Consider the following 18627-nt stretch of genomic DNA (forward strand, 5'->3'; position numbering starts at 1 on the left):
CGCCCTACGGGGATGACAGGGCATTGCTGACTCTGTGTCGCTGATTTTTGACTTGACCCGTCAGGCCGACAAATCAGCTTCGTGACTCAGCTTCGCCCTGTCATCCAGAGCGGGCACCGAGTTGTTCAGAGTGTCCCTGGCACAAGCGTTCTGTGAACCCTGCTGAGAAAGCGAAAACAAGGGGAAGCCAGGAAGGTTAGGCGAAAGTTAGGAGAAAGATACGAGCACCTGAGAGAAGCTCGTCGTTTTCAGGTGATCCTGCAAACCCCAAGACGGGGAATGCAGGTGTATTGAGCGAATTGCAGCGTTACCCAGTAGGTCTTTTTAATCGGCAACCTTCATTTCAGGCACGCTGCGGCGGCCAATTACTTCTCCGTCCTTGACGGTGTCCAGATGAATATCAAAACCCCACAGCAAGTGCAGGTGCTTCATCACTTCAAACACATCCTGAGACAGCGGTGTGCCATCGTGCATGGTATGACGCAGGGTCAGTGAACGATCGCCTTCCAGATCGACAGACCATACCTGAATGTTAGGCTCGCGCATCGACAGGTCGTACTGGCGGGCCAGCATTTCCCTTACCTTGCGGTAGCCGTTGTCATTGTGGATGGCCTCGACTTCATAGTGAGAACGTTCATCGTCGTCGTAAATGCTGAACAGGTGGAATTCGCGCATCATGCGTGGCGACAGGAATTGCTGCACAAAGCTTTCGTCCTTGAAGTTCTCCATGGCGAAATGCAGGGTATCCAGCCAGTCCTTGCCGGCGAAGTCCGGGAACCACTCGCGGTCTTCATCGGTCGGGTTCTCGCAAATACGCTTGATGTCCTGGAACATGTTGAAGCCCAGCGCATAGGGGTTGATGCCACTGTAGTAGGGCGAGTCAAAACCGGGCTGGTACACCACGCTGGTGTGCGAGGTAAGAATCTCCATCATAAAGCCGTCGGTCACCTTGCCGTTGTCGTACAGCTCGTTCAGCAAGGTGTAGTGCCAGAAGGTGGCCCAGCCTTCGTTCATCACCTGAGTCTGGCGTTGCGGATAGAAGTACTGGGAAATCTTGCGCACGATACGAATTATTTCGCGCTGCCACGGCTTCAGCAGCGGGGCATTTTTCTCAATGAAGTAGAGGATGTTCTCTTGTGGCTCAGCCGGGAACACCCGCCGCTTCTGCTGGGTGGTTTCTTCCTGACGGGACGGCAGGGTACGCCACAGGTCATTCACCTGACGCTGTAATACGTCTTCCCGCTCTTGCTGGCGCAGGCGCTCTTCGGCCGCAGATATAGGGCGAGGACGACGATAGCGGTCGACGCCGTAGTTCTGCAGCGCATGACATGCATCCAGCATCTGCTCGACTTCTTCCTGACCGTAGCGTTCTTCGCACTTGCGCACGTAGTTCTTGGCGAACAGCAGGTAGTCGATGATGGAGCTGGCATCGGTCCAGGTCTTGAACAGGTAGTTGCCCTTGAAGAAGGAGTTATGGCCGTAGCAGGCATGGGCGATCACCAGTGCCTGCATTGGCATGGTGTTCTCTTCCATCAGGTAGGCAATACACGGGTCGGAGTTGATCACGATCTCGTAGGCCAGGCCCATCTGGCCACGCTGGTAGTTTTTCTGGGTCGACAGGAACTGTTTGCCGTAGGACCAGTGATTGTAGCCAATCGGCATTCCCACCGACGAATAAGCGTCCATCATCTGCTCAGCGCTGATGATTTCAATCTGATTCGGGTAGGTATCCAGACGGTACTTGGCGGCGATTTTGGCAATCTCGCTGTCGTACTTTTCCAGCAGCTCAAAATTCCAGTCGGAGTCGGTCGACAGGTAGGTTTTGGCGCGCGGATCGTCTTTGTAGATATCGCTATTGAGACTCATACAGCCTCCTTGTATCGCTCTTTGGCGAACAGTTCGCGGAATACCGGATAAATGTCGCCGGCTCCCCGGATTTGGGCGGTAGCAAACTTGCTGGCGTTGGCCTGGGCCACACCCTGATAGGCGTACCACAGGGCCTGATGCTCATGCGGCGTGATTTCCACATAGGCAAAATGCTGAATCGCTGGCAGCAGGTTCTCTGACAGAATCTGGGCGCACAGCGGGGAATCGTCGTCCCAGTTATCGCCGTCGGAAGCCTGTGCGGCGTAGATGTTCCAGTCACCTTCCAGATAGCGTTCCTGCACCACCTGGTCCATCAGCTTCAGAGCGCTGGAGACAATGGTGCCGCCGGTTTCACGGGAGTAGAAGAACTCTTGCTCATCCACTTCCTTGGCGCTGGTGTGGTGGCGAATAAAGACGATCTCGATGTGTTCGTAGTTCTTCTCAAGGAACAGGTACAGCAGCAGGTAGAAGCGTTTGGCCAAATCCTTGACGTCCTGGGTCATGGAGCCGGAAACGTCCATCAAGCAGAACATTACTGCTTTGCTGGACGGCATCGGGACTTTGACCTGATTGCGATAACGGAGGTCGAGCTCGTCGATGAAGGGCAGCATCTTGAGTTTCTTCTCAAGCTCGGCGATGTCGGCCTTGAGGCCTGCAATGACGCTGTCGTCATCGGGTTTACCAGCGGCAATCAGTTCTTCAATCTGGGCCTGTAATTCCTTGATCTTGCGGCGCTTGCCAGCGCCCATGCCGATGCGGCGGGCGTGGGCATTGCGCAAGGATTTCACCACCGACAGGTTGTTGGGCGTACCTTCTGATACGAAACCTGCCCGGCGGGTCTTGAATTCTTTCGATTGTGACAGCGACTTCTTGATCATGTTGGGCAGTTCCAGATCATCAAACAGATAATTCAGGAACTCGTCCTTGGTAATAAAAAAGCTGAAGTCGTCTTCGCCTTCGCCCTGATTGCTGGCCTGGCCAGAACCTGAGCCACCACCGCCACCTTTCGGTTTTTCCAGCTGGTCGCCGGTGTTGAATTCCTTGTTGCCTGGAAATACGCGATGGGATTTGCCGCCCTGACCGTGGGTGATCATAGGCTCGTGGGTGTTGCGGGTAGGGATGCTGATTTGCTCACCGCGCTCCATGTCGGTGATGGAACGACGGTTGACGGCGTCCGATACCGCTTCCTTGATGTGGCCACGATAGCGTTTCAGAAAGCGCTGGCGGTTGACCATGCTTTTGTTTTTGCCGTTTAAACGTCGATCAATGATATAGGACATATATTCATTCTCCTGACTGCTCAGGCTGCCGGGAAAACCGCTGCCTCAAGGGGAACCTTGTCCCCCTGCCGGCGGGCTCCCCCGCTTTCGCGCTGACTGCTGCTGTTTCCTTGATACCGCATTCGCACAACGACCCCGCATGGATTCGACGTCCTGTCTCAACCATGCTTGCCCGGGCGTCCTGCCCGGGAAGGTCTGTGCTAAATGCGGCCTCTTCGGCGCAGCAGAGGCGCAGGTTGTGTTCCGCTCTGAAGTCCGATTACTGCGACTTACGCACACGCAGGTACCATTCGGCCAGCAGGCGAACCTGTTTCTCGGTGTAGCCACGTTCGGTCATCCGAGCCACGAAGTCGTCGTGTTTCTTCTGATCGTCGTTGGAAGACTTGGCCGAGAAGGAGATCACTGGCAGCAGGTCTTCTGTGTTGGAGAACATTTTCTTCTCGATCACAGAGCGCATTTTTTCGTAAGACTGCCAGCTCGGGTTGTTGCCGTTGTTGTTGGCGCGGGCACGCAGCACGAAGTTGACGATCTCGTTGCGGAAGTCCTTCGGATTGGAGATACCGGCGGATTTCTCGATCTTCTCCAGTTCTTCGTTGATCGACGCACGATCCAGCATTTCGCCGGTTTCAGGGTCGCGGTATTCCTGATCCTGAATCCAGAAGTCGGCGTAGGTCACGTAACGGTCGAAGATGTTCTGGCCGTACTCGGAGTAGGATTCCAGGTAAGCGGTCTGGATTTCCTTGCCGATAAAGTCGACGTATTCGTGAGCCATGTACTCTTTCAGGTAGTTCAGGTAGCGGTTGTGGGTATCTTCCGGGTACTGCTCCTGTTCGATCGCCTGTTCGAGTACGTACATCAGGTGTACGGGGTTGGCTGCCACTTCAGTGCTGTCGAAGTTGAATACCTTGGACAGAATCTTGAAGGCAAAACGGGTCGAGATACCGGCCATGCCTTCGTCCACGCCCGCCGCGTCGCGGTATTCCTGGATCGATTTGGCTTTTGGATCGGTGTCCTTGAGGTTTTCACCGTTGTAGATGCGCATCTTCGAGTACACGCTAGAGTTTTCCGGCTCTTTCAGGCGCGACAGCACGGTGAACTTGGCCAGCATTTTCAGTGTGTCTGGCGCGCATGGAGCATCAGACAGCGAGCTGTGTTCCAGCAGTTTTTCGTAGATTTTGACTTCCTCGTTCACGCGCAGGCAGTAAGGCACCTTGACGATGTATACCCGGTCGAGGAAGGCCTCGTTGTTCTTGTTGTTCTTGAAGGCTTGCCACTCTGATTCGTTGGAGTGAGCCAGAATCACACCTTCAAAAGGAATCGCACCCATACCCTCGGTACCGTTGTAGTTACCTTCCTGGGTGGCGGTCAGCAGTGGGTGCAGCACCTTGATCGGCGCCTTGAACATTTCGACGAACTCCATCAGGCCCTGGTTGGCGCGGCACAGCGCACCGGAGTAGGCGTAGGCGTCCGGATCGTCCTGGGAGAAGTCTTCCAGTTTGCGGATATCGACCTTGCCGACCAGCGAGGAAATGTCCTGGTTGTTCTCATCGCCCGGTTCGGTTTTGGCGACACCGGTCTGATCAAGGATGGATGGATACAGTTTTACTACTTCGAATTTGGAAATATCACCGCCAAATTCGTGCAGGCGTTTGACTGCCCAGGGTGACATCACACGGCCCAGATAGCGCTGCGGAATGCCGAAGTCTTCTTCCAGAATCTGACCGTCTTCCACCGGATCAAACAGGCCTAACGGGCTTTCGAATACGGGAGAGCCCTTGATGGCATAGAAAGGCACCGCCTGCATCAGTTGTTTCAGGCGTTCGGCCAGTGAGGATTTACCACCACCCACCGGGCCCAGCAGATACAGCACCTGCTTGCGTTCTTCGAGGCCCTGGGCGGCGTGGCGGAAATAGGAAACGATGCTCTCGACGGCTTCTTCCATGCCGTAGAACTCGTTGAACGCCGGATAGCGTTTAATGACTTTGTTGGAAAAAATGCGGGACAGACGCAGGTCTTTCGACGTGTCTACCAATTCCGGTTCACCAATTGCCATGAGCATTCGCTCGGCGGCAGTGGCATAGACGCTCGGGTCTTTCTTACAGAGCTCGAGGTAGTCTTGCAGGCTCATGACTTCTTGCTGAGTGGCCTGGTAACGATCTTGAAAACGGCTGAATACACTCATTGGTTCACCTCTTCGGCTTGGTAGATAGCAATGTTCGGATGACGTCGGTACTGCGGCGTTCCTCTCGTTCGGGTTGTGGTCAAATCTGTGTCTGTTGATGTCGCTGATGCCTTGGTCTCAGGCAACGCACCGCGTCATTTCTTGTTTGGCTGTGACCGCACTACAAGGTTCAGTCTAGCCTGTGTATCAGTAATAACATTTTTCTGACACCTGTTTGTAATATGCATTGGCCGTGCCGTTTTGCCTTTTTCTGGTTAAAAAATAAACGGGCATAACGGGTGTTTGATGAGCTGGCATCGGTTGGCCAGATACCAAGTGTTTGAAATCAAAGAAGAAAAATGCGGGCTTTGGGATGTGTAAAATTTTCAGCGTGGGAGGGAAGGGCCAAAGTTGACCATTTGAATAGTCGACCAAAGTTGGGTGAGGCGGGTTTTTATGACCAAATAGCGCGTTTTTATGGCGCTGAATTATTGTCAGTATTGGCCGACAGTTGCTGACCCCTCTCTGTCAGCGTGGGGTCAGAGAGGGGTTGGAGTGAGGTCAGGTTGTGCTTTGCCGGATCAATCCTGACCTTGTGCACACAGCTCCGGGAACGACACTTTCCACATTTCGTAGCCGCCATCGAGGCTGTAGGCCTGTGTGTAGCCTTGTTCGGCAAAGAACTGCGCTGCTTGCTGGCTGGAGTTGCCGTGGTAGCAGCAAACGATCAATGGCTGGTCTTTGCTGGTGGCGGCCAGAAATTCCGGCAGGTTGCTGTTGTCGACGTTGCGGGAGGCGGTCATATGGCCGGACTGGTAGCTCATGGCATCGCGGATGTCGGCAATGTTGACGTCACCGGCATCGATCATGGCTTTGGCGTCAGCGGGAGAGATTCGGGTAAAGCTGCTCATGGAAAACTCCGGGTAAAGGTAATATCAGGTCGGCGACGCGGCCACCGAAAAGCGTTGTTGGTCTTCCAGCCGCAGGGCGGTCAGTCGGCCACCCCAGACACAGCCGGTGTCTAGGGCATGAATCTGAGGCGCACCTGTGTGTCCTTCCAGCGCTGCCCAGTGACCAAAGAGAATGCGGGTGTGCGACGGTGTGGCCGGGTTCATCGGACGAGTGAACCAGGGGGCAAAGCCGGCCGGTGCACTTTCCAGACCTTCTTTGGCTTTGAAGTCGAGACGACACTGGTCATCAACAAAGCGCATTCGGGTCAAATAATTGACGATCAAGCGCCAGCGGTCGATGCCAACCAAATCATCTTCCCAAACGTCCGGCTTGTTGCCGTACATCTGTTCCATCAGGTCGGCGCACTGGTCGCCTTGCAACACCTGTTCAACTTCCGCCGACAGCTGTTTGGCTTGTTGCGGCGTCCATACCGGCGGCAGTCCGGCGTGGCTCATAAACCATTGTTGGTCGTCAGCCATATGAACCAGCGGGCAATGCCGCAGCCAGTCCATTAATTCATCGCGGTCGGGGGCGTTCAGCACATCGTCGATGGTGTCGCTCTTGCTCTTCTTGGGGTTGCCATAATGGCGCGCCAACAAGTGCAGATCGTGATTGCCCAGCACCGCGACGACCCGGTCGCCCTGGGCTTTGGCCCAACGTAGCACCTGCACATTGGCGGGGCCGCGATTGACCAAATCACCGGCAAGCCAGATGCGGTCAACGTCGGGGTTGTATTCAATCTGTTCCAGCAGCCGCTGCAGCGGCTCGAAACAGCCTTGAAGGTCGCCAATTGCGTAGGTCGCCATCGAGTCTTGCTGCTCCCAATCAGTTCAGGGCGTTGGTGGAGGCCAACGTGAATACCGGAATCGAGGCGTGGAACAGGGTGCCGTCATCGGCTTCCATGACGTAGTAACCACGCATGCTGCCAACCGGGGTGCTGAGCACCGCGCCGGAGGTGTATTCAAATTCATCATCCGGCTGAATGCAGGGCTGTTCGCCAATCACGCCTTCGCCTTTGACTTCCTGCACGTTGCCGTTGCCATTGGTGATGAACCAGTGGCGGGTCCGTAAGGTCACCGCCTGATCGCTTTGGTTGCAGATCCGGATCAGATAGGAGAACACAAACCGTTCATCCTCCGGGTCTGACTGATCGTCCAGATAGTGCGGCATGGCCGTGATCAGGACGTTGTCGCCGAGTTCCATTTCGGGCTCCTGCTAGTCTTGCTGTTCTTGGGGTTCCTGCTGTTGCAGTTCGTACACTGCGTCGGCAATGGTGACGTATTGTTGCAAGGTCAGAACCTCCGGACGCAGACTGGTATCAATACCCAGGTCGGCCAGCTGATCGGCGGAAATCAGGTTCTTGAGGGTGTTACGGATGGTTTTGCGACGCATGTTAAAGGCTTCGCGCACCACGCGTTCCAGCACCTTCACGTTTTTGGCCTGAATCGGCAGGGTTTCGTACGGAATCATGCGCACAATGGCCGAATCCACCTTCGGTGGTGGATTGAACGAGCCAGGGCCAACAATAAACAGCGGCTCTACCTTGCAGTAGTACTGCGCCATGATGCTGAGGCGGCCGTAGTCGCCATTGCCCGGTACCGCACCCAAACGCTCAACCACTTCTTTTTGCAGCATAAAGTGCATGTCCTGCACCTGCGCATGGTGGCTGAGGAAGTGGAAAATCAGCGGCGTTGAGATGTTGTATGGCAGGTTGCCGACAATACGCAGACGCTGGCCTGGTTCCAGCAGCTGGCTGAAATCAAACTTCAGCGCGTCGCCTTCGTAGATTTTGAATTCCGGGTAGTTGAAAAACTTGGTCCGCAGAATCGGGATCAGGTCGCGGTCCAGTTCAACCACGTTGAGCTTGCCGGAGGCTTCTAGCAGCGGTTCGGTCAGGGCTCCCATGCCGGGGCCCACTTCCACCAGGCAGTCGGTAGGCTGTGGGTGAATGGCACCAACGATCTTGCTGATGATGTACGGATCGTGCAGGAAGTTCTGACCGAAACGTTTACGGGCTTTGTGCCCATGCATATTGGCTTTCATAGCTTGGCTCTTGCTGGCCCGCCAGTGAGGGCTGACGGGCTTGGAATTCTTGGGTTCAGGCGCAGGTTCTGCTGTTTGTGTCTGTCTCAGGCAGAACGGCTGCTGGCCATTTGTACGGCGACGTTGATGGCGGTTTGCAGGCTGCCCATATCGGCTTTGCCTGTTCCGGCCAGATCCAGGGCGGTGCCGTGATCCACTGAGGTTCTGATAAAGGGTAGACCCAATGTGATGTTGGCGGCACGGCCAAAGCCGTGGAATTTCAGCACGGGCAGGCCCTGATCGTGGTACATCGCCAGCGTGGCATCGGCGTGTTGCAAATGCTTTGGCGTATACAGGGTGTCTGCGGGCAGTGGACCAATCAGGTTCATGCCTTCGCCACGCAACTGCTCCAGCGTTGGAATGATCACATCCAGTTCTTCACGACCCAGGTGACCATCTTCACCGGCGTGGGGGTTGAGCCCGGCCACCAGAATACGAGGCTGCTGGCAGCCAAAGAAGGTTTTCAGGTCGTTGTTCAGGATGCGAGTCACACGCTGGATGCGGTCCGGGGTAATGGCTGCTGGCACGTCTTTCAACGGCAAGTGGGTGGTTACCAGTGCCACGCGCAGGTCTTCGGTGGCCAGCATCATCACCACTTCTTCGATCTCGGCAAAGTCGCGGAAATATTCCGTGTGGCCGCTGAAAGCAACGCCGGCGTCGTTGATCACGCCCTTGTGCACGGGGGCGGTGACGATGGTATCCCAATCGCCATCCTGACAGCCTTGGGCCGCGCGGGTCAGGGTATCCAGTACGTACTGGCCGTTGGCCGCATTCAAAACACCGGCCTCGGCGCTGGCGGCCAGCCGGACGTCAGCATAGAACAGCTGTCCTGGCGCGGTTGCCTGTGGCGCTTGCAGCGGGTCGAATTCAACCAGCTGCAACGGCAAGCCCAAAAGGCTGGCCCGTTGTTGCAGCAGGGTTGGGTCTGCAATCACGATCAGCTGGTGGTCGCTGCCCTGCTGTGCCAGTTGAATGCACAGATCAGGACCGATGCCCGCGGGTTCGCCCGCCGTGATGGCCAGCCGATGGATCATGAACGCTCCTTGATATCTACGTACGCCTCGGAACGGATTTTACGCAACCAGATCGGTAATTCTTCTTCAAAACGACGGCTGTACAGCAGTTGGCGCACCTGGTTTCGTTGTACCTGCTCACCGATGTCGGTTTCGCGGGTGTTTTCCACTTGCAGGATGTGCCAGCCAAACTGGGTTTCAAACGGTGCTGTGATGTGGCCGATTTCGGATTGCTGCATGGTGCGGTCAAACTCCGGCACCATGTCGCCCGGGCTGGCCCAGCCGAGATCGCCGCCATTGGCACCGCTGCCCGGGTCGTCGCTGTATTCTTTCGCCAGTGCAGCGAAGTCTTCGCCGTTTTGCAGGCGCTCATAAATAGAGGTAATCAGTTCTTCGGCTTGCTGCTTGTTACGCAGTTCGTTCGGGCCAACCAGAATGTGGCGCACCTTGTACTGGGTAATCAGCTGGCTGTTGCCACCACGCTTGTCGGTTACCGCCACCAGGTGGTAACCACTGGAGCTGCGGATCGGGTCGGAGACTTCGCCAACTTTCAGCTTTGGCACAACCGTCGCGAAAATACCCGGCAGTTGGCCTTCTTTACGCCAGCCCAGGTCACCGCCTTTGAGGGCGTTACGACCGTCGGAGGAGGAGATGGCAACGTCTGAAAACTGGGCGCCTTCACGAATGCGCTGAGCCAGCGCACGGGCTTTCAACTCGGCTTTCTGCAATTGGCTGGCGTTGGCGTCGGCTGGTACCGATACCAGAATGTGGCCCAGACGGTATTCGGCAGCTGATGCCAGTTTGCCGGCTTCGGATTGCAGGAAGTAATCCACGTCCTTGTCGGTGATCTGAATGGTTTCGCCAACCCGGATGCGCTGCAAGCGGCTGGTGATCATTTCGTTCTTGATCTGCTCGCGGGCAGAGGCAAACGGCACGCCTTCGGCCTCCATGGCATTGCGGAACTGCTCCAGCGACATCTTGTTCTGGGCGGCAATGCGTTGCAGTGCTTCGTTCAGCTGGGCGTCGCTGATGCGAATACCAATGCGCTGGGCCATTTGCAGCTGGATGCTTTCTTCCACCAGTCGATCACGTACCTGCTGGCGCAGCACGTTGTCCGGCGGCAGGTTGGCGTTGCGGTTTTGCAGCTTGACGGTTTCAACCCGCTGATCCAGTTGGCTTTCCATTATCACATCGTCTTCGACGATGACGGCCACCTGGTCGATCAGAACCGGCTTGGCATGGCTGAGGGCGCTGGCCAGTACGGCGGCGCAAGTAAGCAAAATCTTGTTAATAGTCATGATACTGTCGTCTGGTGTAACCCTGAATCGCGTTCTTCAGCATGGCGTCGGTGCCGCCACCCAATGTGCTGAGTCCCTTGAGCTGAATGCTGAACATGATGCTTTCGCTCTTGTCGGTGCTGTAGAGGACGTCGTCATCCGCGGTCGGGGACGTTTCCTTGTACAGCAGCTGGAAGCGCCAGCAGCAGTTCTGATATTCGAAACCGGCCAGTGACTCCAGAATACTGCTTTCCGGGCGTCGCTCGTCGGTACCATAGTGTTTCATGTCGCGCAGAACGCGGCCGGTCAATGCCCAGCTGTCGTTCAACGCCCAGAAGCCATTGATATCGGCCTGATAAATGTCGGTATCAATGCTGCCGCTGTCGGCGTCTTCACTCTGAACCTTGTTGACGGACAAGTTCAACATGCGGTTGGTTTCCGGCCGATAACGAATGCCCAATCGACTTTGACGGGCAAAGTTGGCGTAGGAATCCCACTCCAGCGTGTTGTAGATACCCCAATGGTTATTGGGGCGCCACTCCAGTTCGGCAATGGTCGAGGAGGTGGCGTGGCTGTCGTTGACTTCGTCGGCTTCCAGCTGAACCTTGCGGTCACCGGAGAAGTTGACCCGGCCAATGCTGAAACGCAGCCACTCATCGCCTTCTTCGTCGATGATGCGGCTGGTGAAACCAAGGCTGACCTGATCGAGGTCGGCCAGACGGTCGTAACCGGTGAAGCGGTCGCCGGTAAACAGGCTGTCGTAGCTGGTGCTGGTGACCTTGGTATCAAACGCCGGGATTTCGTCCTGACCCAGAATGTAAGGGCTTTTAACCCAGTACAGGCGTGGCTCCAGTGTTTGGGTCTGGTGAGTACCGAACCAGCTCATTGGCCGTTCCAGAAACAGTCCGCTGTTGAGGCTGTAGCGGGCCTGACCGTGCTGCACGGTGGCGTCGACGTTGTAACTGTCGTCATCGCTGGTCAGCTGGTAGGCGCGGTAGCGGTAGGTCACCGCAGGCTCAATGTAGCTGTAGCTGGTTTGAAGGCGGTAGCCCACGCTGGCATCGGCGACCAGACGCTTGCCGTTGACGGCATCAAGACCACTGAGGGTATGGGATTCGCCATTGATGCTGGCTTGCTGGTCGCGGCTGAAGTTGCTGGCTTGCAGCAGAGCATCCAGCTGCCACGGACTGCTGCTGGTGAATTCGTTACTGTAACTCAGGCTCGCCTGTGGCAAACGCTTGTAGGGGCGCTCGGCCAGCGAAATGGAATCCGAGATGGTCTGGTAGGCTTCCGCCATCAGGGTGAAGTCGACGCCCTGATTCCAGTAATTGATCTCGCCACGACGCGGCATATGGGTAGAGCGGTCGATCCCGGCGGCGGAGTTGAAATCCGACAGGTAGTCGTTGTCGCTGATGTGGTTGTACACCCAGCGATGGCTCCAGTGTTCGGAAATATCCCCGGACTGCTGATAGTTAATCAGCCAGCGCTCTTCTTCGGTGCTGGCGTCCTGATTGAGGAAGGCGTAGTTCAGCTCGCCGTCGCCCAGCAAACGGGTTTTGTGACGCAGCTGCGACTCCCACAGCCAGCCGTGCTGGTTAACGTAGTGTGGGGTCAGCGTGGCGTCGAGGTTCTCGGCAAGGTTGAGGTAGAACGGCGTTTTCAGCTCTTGCAAACCGGCGTCACCGCCAATCGAGAACGACGGATCAAGGAAGCCGGTGGCACGGCGGTCATCAATCGGGAAACGGTAATACGGCAGGTAGAACACCGGAATGTCCATCACTTCGAGGCGCGTATTCCAGGCGCTGCCGACGCCGCGCTGCTGATCCAGATTGATTTCGCTGGCAGCGATTTTCCAGTCGTTGTGGCCAGGTTCACACCAGGTCACGGTGGCGTTTTCGAGCTTGATGACGCCGTCTGAACGGGTTTGCATCGAGCCTGCGGTGCCGCGCATGTGACTGTCGGGCAGAGAATATTCGGCATCTTGCAGGGCCAGTTCGCTGACTGCGTTGCCCTGGCTGTCGTGGTCGCTTTCGTGCTGATAACTGGCCGAGCCGCCATGAATGCTGACGGCGTCGTTTTCGACCTGCACATCGCCCTCGAAGCGGGCGGTTTGCATCCGGGCATCCCAATGGGCGCTATCCGCAGCCAGACGGTTGTTGCTGTAGCGCATTTCAACCCGGCCGGACAGGTCGGTGTTGCCCTGGCTATCCAGTTCGGCCTGGTCGGCTTCGGCAATCAGTTTGCCGTCTGGCAAGGTGCTGAGGGCAGATGATTTGTACATGCCGCTGCAAAAATCTGGCAGCGAAGCGGCTTCTTCGGCGCTCAACACGGAACGTGGGTACCAGTTCAGGTACGGCCGCGGTTCAGTATTGAGGATCATGTCGTCGGTCGACGGCGTGGATTCGGCTGCGTCCGCTGCGGTCTGATCATTGGCGGAATCGGCATAAGCCGTTTGACTGAACAGCCCGGCCAGGGCGGTCGACAGAATCGCGGCCGCCAGTCGGTTAACCGGACGGGCAGTCAGTGCCGTTGGGCTGGCATCGGTCGTGTTGGCCACGGACTGTGCGCCAGCGCCGTGCCAATCTCGAGAGGCCGACGTTGAAGAGGAAAAAAATGTACTGGTCGGCCTGCTGTGCATGAATGCCCTGATGCGTGTTCGGGTGATGGAGCGATCCGGTTGCGGAACCTTCCAATGCGGGTAAGATCACTGATTCGTCCCCGTTTGGTTTATACCTAAAGTTCCCAGCGCGCAGATGATACGGGGGACGCACAATGCGCGCAATTTTAGTTCGCAAAGAAAAGCATCTGAGGCCAGCATGGACCTGCGATTGGATCGATTGGTTGAGTGGGCGACGCACATTATTCGTCGCGAAGCAGATCTGGCGCTTGATGCCAGTGTTGAGATGGTGTCAGGCGACGCCAGTTTTCGCCGTTATTTCCGCTTGAGAGGCATGGGCCGCAGCTGGATTCTGGTGGACGCGCCACCGGAAAAAGAAGACAACCCCCGGTTTATCGCCATTGCCAACGAATGGCGCTCGCACGATGTCACCGTGCCGAGAGTCATCGGCTCCGACATTGAGCAAGGTTTTATGCTGTTGGAAGACTTCGGCGACACCTTGCTGTGGGCCGCGTTGCACGAAGACAGCGCCAATGAGGCGACAATTCTGGCGCTGTATCGAGGCGCGATTGAGCAGCTGGTGCACTTGCAAGGCGTTCCCTGTGCCGAGCTGCCAAAGTACGACGCCGAGCTGTTGCAAACCGAAATGGCGTTGTTCCGCGACTGGCTCTGCCAGCAGCAGCTGGAACTGGCGCTGAGCGATTCCGAACAGCAAATGCTGACCGACACTTTTGCGTTGTTGCAACGGGAAGCGTTGGCGCAGCCGGTGGTGACGGTGCATCGCGATTACCATTCCCGCAACCTGATGGTGCTGGAAGAGGGCAAACTTGGGGTCATCGACTTTCAGGACGCAGTGGCTGGCCCGGCGACGTACGATCTGGTCTCACTGCTGCGCGACTGTTATGTACGCTGGCCCCAGGCCATGGTTGAAGAGCTGATGGCTCATTACTGGGAGCTGGCTCGCCCGGCGGGTCGTTATCGTGGCGACTGGGCGCAGTTTGTTCGTGATGTCGACCTGATGGGCATGCAGCGTCATATCAAGGCCGCCGGTATTTTTGCCCGCCTGAACCTGCGCGATGGTAAACCGACCTATCTGGCCGATGTGCCGAACACCTGTCAGTACCTGGTGGAAGTGTCTGCTCGTTACCCGGAGCTGCAACCTTTCCACGACTGGCTGGCACAGCGACTGATTCCGGCATTGGACAAGCTAACCCAATGACTGCAACCGCCTTGCCATACAAAGCCATGATACTGGCCGCCGGTCGCGGTCAGCGCATGGCGCCGTTAACGGACCATTGCCCCAAGCCGCTGCTGCCGCTGGCGGGTAAACCGCTGATTCAGCATCACATTGAAAAGCTGGTGGCTGCCGGATTTGAAAATCTGGTGATCAACCACGCCTGGCTGGGGCAAATGATTGAAGAGGCACTGGGCGATGGCGAATCGCTCGGCTGCCGGATTCAGTATTCGGCCGAAACCGAGGCGCTGGAAACCGCCGGTGGCATTTTGAATGCCTTGCCTCTGTTATGTCGGTCGCAGCAGTCCCGGTCACAGCCGTTCGGGAGGACAGAGCCAGAACCATTTTTGCTGATCAATGGTGATGTGTGGACCAACTGGAACTACCAACAGGCCGCAGACTTGCTGCAAGCCAATGTGCTGGGTAGCGACTGTGATGCGCTACTGTGGCTGGTCGATAACCCGGACCATAATCCGAACGGCGATTTCCTTTTAAAAGGCACGCAGGTAATCGACCCCGGCAGCCCGGCGCAGTCATTTGACCTAGCTTCGCAATCTGAGGAGCTGGAAGAACGTCTCACGTTTGCGGGAGTTTCACTGATTCACCCGCGGTTACTGGCAGGCTACGAGCCCGGTAAACGCGCCCTTGCGCCGGTGTTGCGCGAGGCCATGGCCAAGGGCCGTCTAGCAGGACGCAAACTGGACGGTCAGTGGGTCGACGTCGGCACACCACAGCGGTTGCAACAGCTTGAACAACAATTAATGGAGAACGCCTGATGCTATGGATGGGTAAGGCCATGGGCAGCATGCTCGGCCTGATGACCGGTGGACCTTTTGGCGCCATTGTGGGTGCCTTTGTGGGTCACTTGTTCGACCAGAACGTTGAACGCTTTATGGGCGGTAATTTCACCCTGCCTGCGGGAGCGTCAATCAGCCAGACCCGCACGCTGTTTGTTTCGACCCTGTACCGTTGCATGGGTCGCATCGCCAAAACGGACGGCCGTGTCAGCGAAGAAGAAATCGCTGCCGCGACCTTTGTGATGGATCGTATGGCACTCAAGGGCGAAGCCCGCCAGCAAGCCATCGACTGGTTCCGGGAAGGCAAACAACCGACCGAAGAAATGGACGCCGACCTTGCCAAACTGCGGCCGCTGATGAGTGGTCCGATGTCGCAGATGTTTCTCGAAGTGGTGATGACCATTGGCTATGCCGATGGCGAATTGTCGGCGCAGGAATGGGCCTTGATTGAACATCTGTCGAACCGGCTGGGGATCAGTCAGGCACAGATGCAAGGGGTGAAGGAACGGATTGAATCGGCCGTGCATCAGTCGCGCAACGGCGGCATGAGCCGCAGTCAGCAACTGGATCAGGCCTACAAAACCCTGGGCGTTTCCGCCGATGTTGACGACGACACCCTGAAGAAAACCTACCGTAAACTGATGTCACAGAATCACCCGGACAAGCTGGGAGCCAAAGGCGTGCCGGACGAAATGATTCGGCTTGCAAAGGAAAAGACCCAGCAAATCCAGCAGGCCTATGCCTTGATCAAAAAGCAGCGCGGCCAGTGAAGATGAGCGCCCTAATAATCGACCTTGCCGCGCATGGACTTGACCTGACCCCGGCGGGTCTTGCTGTCCATGCGTTTGCGTTGGGATGAGCGTGTCGGTCGGGTGGCTACCCGAGCCGCCTGGACAATGGTCGCTTCGCGCACCACTTCCGCCAGACGCTCCAGCGCATCCTCGCGGTTCTTTTCCTGAGTGCGGAATTGCTGCGCCTTGATGATCAGAATGCCGTCCTTGGTCAGGCGGCTGTCTTTCTTTTGCAGCAAGCGTTCCTTGACGGCGATTGGCAAGCTGGAGGCGTTGATATCGAAGCGCAAATGAATGGCGCTGGATACCTTGTTGACGTTCTGGCCACCGGCGCCTTGGGCTCGAATCGCTTGCAGGTCGATTTCGGAAAGCGGGATGGACAGGCGATGGTTAATGCTGAGGGATTCGGTTTCGTTCATGGCGCTACAGTAACAGAATATGGTTTGGTCTGTGGCTTAAATGGTTTTTGCCCTGCTGTCTTAATCCTGCTGTCATGGCAGGGCGCTGACATCAAAGTCGGCCAGCCCAAAGGCAATCGCCCAGAAATGGCAAAATACACCGGCCATCACAAACACATGCCAGATTTCATGGAAGCCAAACACGGTTGGCCACGGGTCGGGCCACTTCAATGCATAAATGATGGCACCTACGGTGTAAAACAGACCGCCCGCTACAATCCACCACAGCACGTGGGTCGGAATACGTTCGGCGGCTGGTTCAATGGCAAAAATCACCAGCCAGCCCATGCCCAGATAAATCACCGTTGAGAGCCAGCGCGGGGCATCAATCCAGAACAATTTCAGGGCAATGCCCGCGACGGCAAAGGCCCATACTCCGGCAAACAGGCTCCAGCCCAGTGTGCCGTTCAATGGCACCAGACAAATGGGCGTATAGGTACCGGCGATCATCAGGAAAATCGCCATATGATCGATGCGCTTCAGCCAGGTGATCAGCTCGTCGGACCCGTGGGCAAGGTGGTACAGTGCGCTGGTCGAAAACATCAGCAGCATGGTGGCGCCAAACACCGGAAAGCTGACCCATTGCCAAATGTCGCCGTGCACTGCCGCCTGGGCGCTCAGTATGCACAGCGCCACAATGGCAAACAGCGCACCGGCCATGTGGGTGAAGCCGGAAACCGGCTCGCGAAAAAATCGGGTACTGGTAATCATCAAAACAACCTGGTGAACATCACTGCTATTTTTACTGCAAGCCGATGACAGCAAATGCTGGTAAATGTTCGCCAGCCTAACAGAGATGGCGTCGCAGCGTGGAAATATGCGAATCAGCACAGGTGAAATCAAACTTGTCCAAATGTGCCAATAAAGAATCCGAGGCGTGGAGTGTCTACCTGATCCGTAACTGTCTCGATCAGTTGTATTGCGGCGCCACCTCGAACGTTGAGCGGCGTTTTGCCGAGCATCAGGCCGGTGGTGTGCGGGCCGCTCGGGCGCTGCGAGGCAAAGCACCTTTGCAATTGGTCTGGCACCATCAACTGGCTGATAAATCAACGGCTTTGCGTTGGGAATATCGGGTCAAGCAGCTCAGTCGTCGGCAAAAAGACGCCCTGATATCCGGCAGTAACCGCTTGATGCAGCAATTGGCGGATACCGTCGCCAATAAGTCGGCTGCGGATACGGTGACAACGGCTGCAAGCGTCAAATCTGACCAAACAAAGACGAAATGATATGAGAATTGTTACACGGATGTCATAACCGGGCTTTAGACTGCCAGCCCCTGTCAGTACAATGACAGCCGTTTTTTGAACGATATGGATTTTGCACACATGCTCTCTGCCGTTTGGGCAGCCCGTTGGTATCTGCTACTAGGGTTGCTGTCTTTGCTGGTTTTTCTCGCGGTGACTGTTCCCCTGAATCTGGTTTGGCAAACTCTGGAGCCGAATCTGGGGCGTTTACCGGTGCAGGTCAATTCCGTATCGGGCACTGTCTGGGACGGCCGTTTCCAGATTCGTGAGCGCCAACTGGGCGTATTGAATGGTGAATGGCAATTGCAGCCACTGTCTCTGCTGAGCGGCAGTGCTGTGGCCGATGTGACAGTCAACAGCGATTCGCTGCGCGTGACCGCCAACCTGCAAGCCTCTGCCAATGGTGAAGTGCAAATCAGTGAGTTGGATGGCTACTTCGACCCACTGCTGCTGGCGCCAATGCTGCGTCGTCAACGGGTGTCGTTTGATGGCGATATTGAAGCCAGCAAGGTCGCTGCCACACTGAACGCCAATACCCTGCAAGTAGCCGAGGTGTCGGGTCGGATTATTTATCAGGGCGGCTCAGCGGAGTTCCCGGTGCAGGGCAAGCCGGTGAGTGCAGAGATTCCAATGATCATCGGCAACTTGTCGATGGAAGGCGACAAAGCAGTCGTCAATATTGAAAACACCGATTCAGAAGCGCTGGCGCAGGGCTTTCTGCAACCGGACGGCTGGGCCGGGGTAGCGGTACGTCGTCGCTTTATCGATACACTGGGTCAGCAGTGGCCGCAGAAAGCCGACGCGGACACGGTGATTTTTGAAGTGTCCCACAAGATTCTATAACCTTTGCCGCCGA

General features: G+C 56.4%; 17 protein-coding genes. 5 read left to right on the forward strand and 12 right to left on the reverse strand.

The window, feature by feature from the left end; translation table 11 throughout:
* Positions 1 to 324 precede the first annotated feature (324 nt).
* The 10 genes from G516_RS0118970 to G516_RS0119015 form a co-directional block, all read right to left on the reverse strand.
* Positions 325 to 1866, reverse strand: coding sequence for a SpoVR family protein (locus G516_RS0118970; RefSeq protein WP_051219625.1), 1542 nt, complete (start codon positions 1864 to 1866; stop codon positions 325 to 327).
* Entirely contained in the window at positions 1863 to 3146 is a 1284-nt protein-coding gene (locus G516_RS0118975; RefSeq protein ID WP_028294983.1) for a YeaH/YhbH family protein, read from the reverse strand. The genes G516_RS0118970 and G516_RS0118975 overlap by 4 nt, the downstream gene beginning before the upstream one ends.
* A 259-nt stretch (positions 3147 to 3405) precedes the next feature.
* Positions 3406 to 5328: a PrkA family serine protein kinase gene (locus G516_RS0118980; RefSeq protein WP_028294984.1), complete on the reverse strand. Its 1923-nt coding sequence runs from the start codon at positions 5326 to 5328 to the stop codon at positions 3406 to 3408.
* A 560-nt stretch (positions 5329 to 5888) separates the two neighbouring features.
* A complete protein-coding gene (gene glpE / locus G516_RS0118985) occupies positions 5889 to 6218 on the reverse strand; it encodes a thiosulfate sulfurtransferase GlpE (protein ID WP_028294985.1) in 330 nt (109 codons plus the stop codon).
* Positions 6219 to 6242: 24 nt separating this feature from the next.
* On the reverse strand, positions 6243 to 7064 hold the full coding sequence (locus G516_RS0118990) for a symmetrical bis(5'-nucleosyl)-tetraphosphatase (protein WP_028294986.1): 822 nt from the start codon (positions 7062 to 7064) through the stop codon (positions 6243 to 6245).
* 19 nt (positions 7065 to 7083) lie between these two features.
* On the reverse strand, positions 7084 to 7461 hold the full coding sequence (gene apaG / locus G516_RS0118995) for a Co2+/Mg2+ efflux protein ApaG (protein WP_028294987.1): 378 nt from the start codon (positions 7459 to 7461) through the stop codon (positions 7084 to 7086).
* 12 nt (positions 7462 to 7473) lie between these two features.
* Positions 7474 to 8301 (reverse strand): 16S rRNA (adenine(1518)-N(6)/adenine(1519)-N(6))-dimethyltransferase RsmA, encoded by an 828-nt coding sequence (gene rsmA, locus G516_RS0119000; protein WP_028294988.1) that lies wholly within the window; start codon positions 8299 to 8301, stop codon positions 7474 to 7476.
* Positions 8302 to 8387: 86 nt separating this feature from the next.
* Positions 8388 to 9374, reverse strand: a complete 987-nt coding sequence (gene pdxA / locus G516_RS0119005) for a 4-hydroxythreonine-4-phosphate dehydrogenase PdxA (RefSeq protein WP_028294989.1) — start codon at positions 9372 to 9374, stop codon at positions 8388 to 8390.
* Positions 9371 to 10651, reverse strand: a complete 1281-nt coding sequence (locus G516_RS0119010) for a peptidylprolyl isomerase (RefSeq protein ID WP_036537536.1) — start codon at positions 10649 to 10651, stop codon at positions 9371 to 9373. The genes pdxA and G516_RS0119010 overlap by 4 nt, the downstream gene beginning before the upstream one ends.
* Positions 10641 to 13187: an LPS-assembly protein LptD gene (locus tag G516_RS0119015; protein ID WP_028294991.1), complete on the reverse strand. Its 2547-nt coding sequence runs from the start codon at positions 13185 to 13187 to the stop codon at positions 10641 to 10643. The genes G516_RS0119010 and G516_RS0119015 overlap by 11 nt, the downstream gene beginning before the upstream one ends.
* Before the next feature lie 259 nt (positions 13188 to 13446).
* On the opposite strand from G516_RS0119015, the gene G516_RS0119020 reads away from it, so the two are divergent.
* Genes G516_RS0119020 through djlA form a run of 3 tightly spaced genes read left to right on the forward strand, consistent with a single transcriptional unit; the run spans position 13447 to position 16048 of the window.
* Positions 13447 to 14466 (forward strand): aminoglycoside phosphotransferase family protein, encoded by a 1020-nt coding sequence (locus tag G516_RS0119020; protein ID WP_028294992.1) that lies wholly within the window; start codon positions 13447 to 13449, stop codon positions 14464 to 14466.
* Entirely contained in the window at positions 14463 to 15257 is a 795-nt protein-coding gene (gene murU / locus G516_RS0119025) for an N-acetylmuramate alpha-1-phosphate uridylyltransferase MurU (RefSeq protein WP_028294993.1), read from the forward strand. Before G516_RS0119020 ends, murU begins: the two co-directional genes overlap by 4 nt.
* Positions 15257 to 16048 (forward strand): co-chaperone DjlA, encoded by a 792-nt coding sequence (gene djlA / locus G516_RS0119030; RefSeq protein WP_036537539.1) that lies wholly within the window; start codon positions 15257 to 15259, stop codon positions 16046 to 16048. Before murU ends, djlA begins: the two co-directional genes overlap by 1 nt.
* Before the next feature lie 11 nt (positions 16049 to 16059).
* Here the strand turns inward: djlA and arfB are convergent, their stop codons facing one another.
* Positions 16060 to 16488 (reverse strand): alternative ribosome rescue aminoacyl-tRNA hydrolase ArfB, encoded by a 429-nt coding sequence (arfB, locus tag G516_RS0119035; RefSeq protein WP_028294995.1) that lies wholly within the window; start codon positions 16486 to 16488, stop codon positions 16060 to 16062.
* 72 nt (positions 16489 to 16560) lie between these two features.
* A complete protein-coding gene (gene trhA / locus G516_RS0119040) occupies positions 16561 to 17238 on the reverse strand; it encodes a PAQR family membrane homeostasis protein TrhA (protein ID WP_028294996.1) in 678 nt (225 codons plus the stop codon).
* A 134-nt stretch (positions 17239 to 17372) separates the two neighbouring features.
* Between trhA and G516_RS23360 the strand changes: the two genes are divergently transcribed.
* Together G516_RS23360 and gspN are read left to right on the forward strand one after the other, a co-directional pair.
* A complete protein-coding gene (locus G516_RS23360; protein ID WP_156879110.1) occupies positions 17373 to 17753 on the forward strand; it encodes a GIY-YIG nuclease family protein in 381 nt (126 codons plus the stop codon).
* A gap of 99 nt (positions 17754 to 17852) precedes the next feature.
* Entirely contained in the window at positions 17853 to 18614 is a 762-nt protein-coding gene (gene gspN / locus G516_RS0119050; protein WP_169449559.1) for a type II secretion system protein N, read from the forward strand.
* The last annotated feature ends 13 nt before the right edge of the window (positions 18615 to 18627 follow it).

Source organism: Oceanobacter kriegii DSM 6294 (assembly GCF_000422845.1).
In the GTDB taxonomy this organism is placed as follows: domain Bacteria; phylum Pseudomonadota; class Gammaproteobacteria; order Pseudomonadales; family Oceanobacteraceae; genus Oceanobacter; species Oceanobacter kriegii.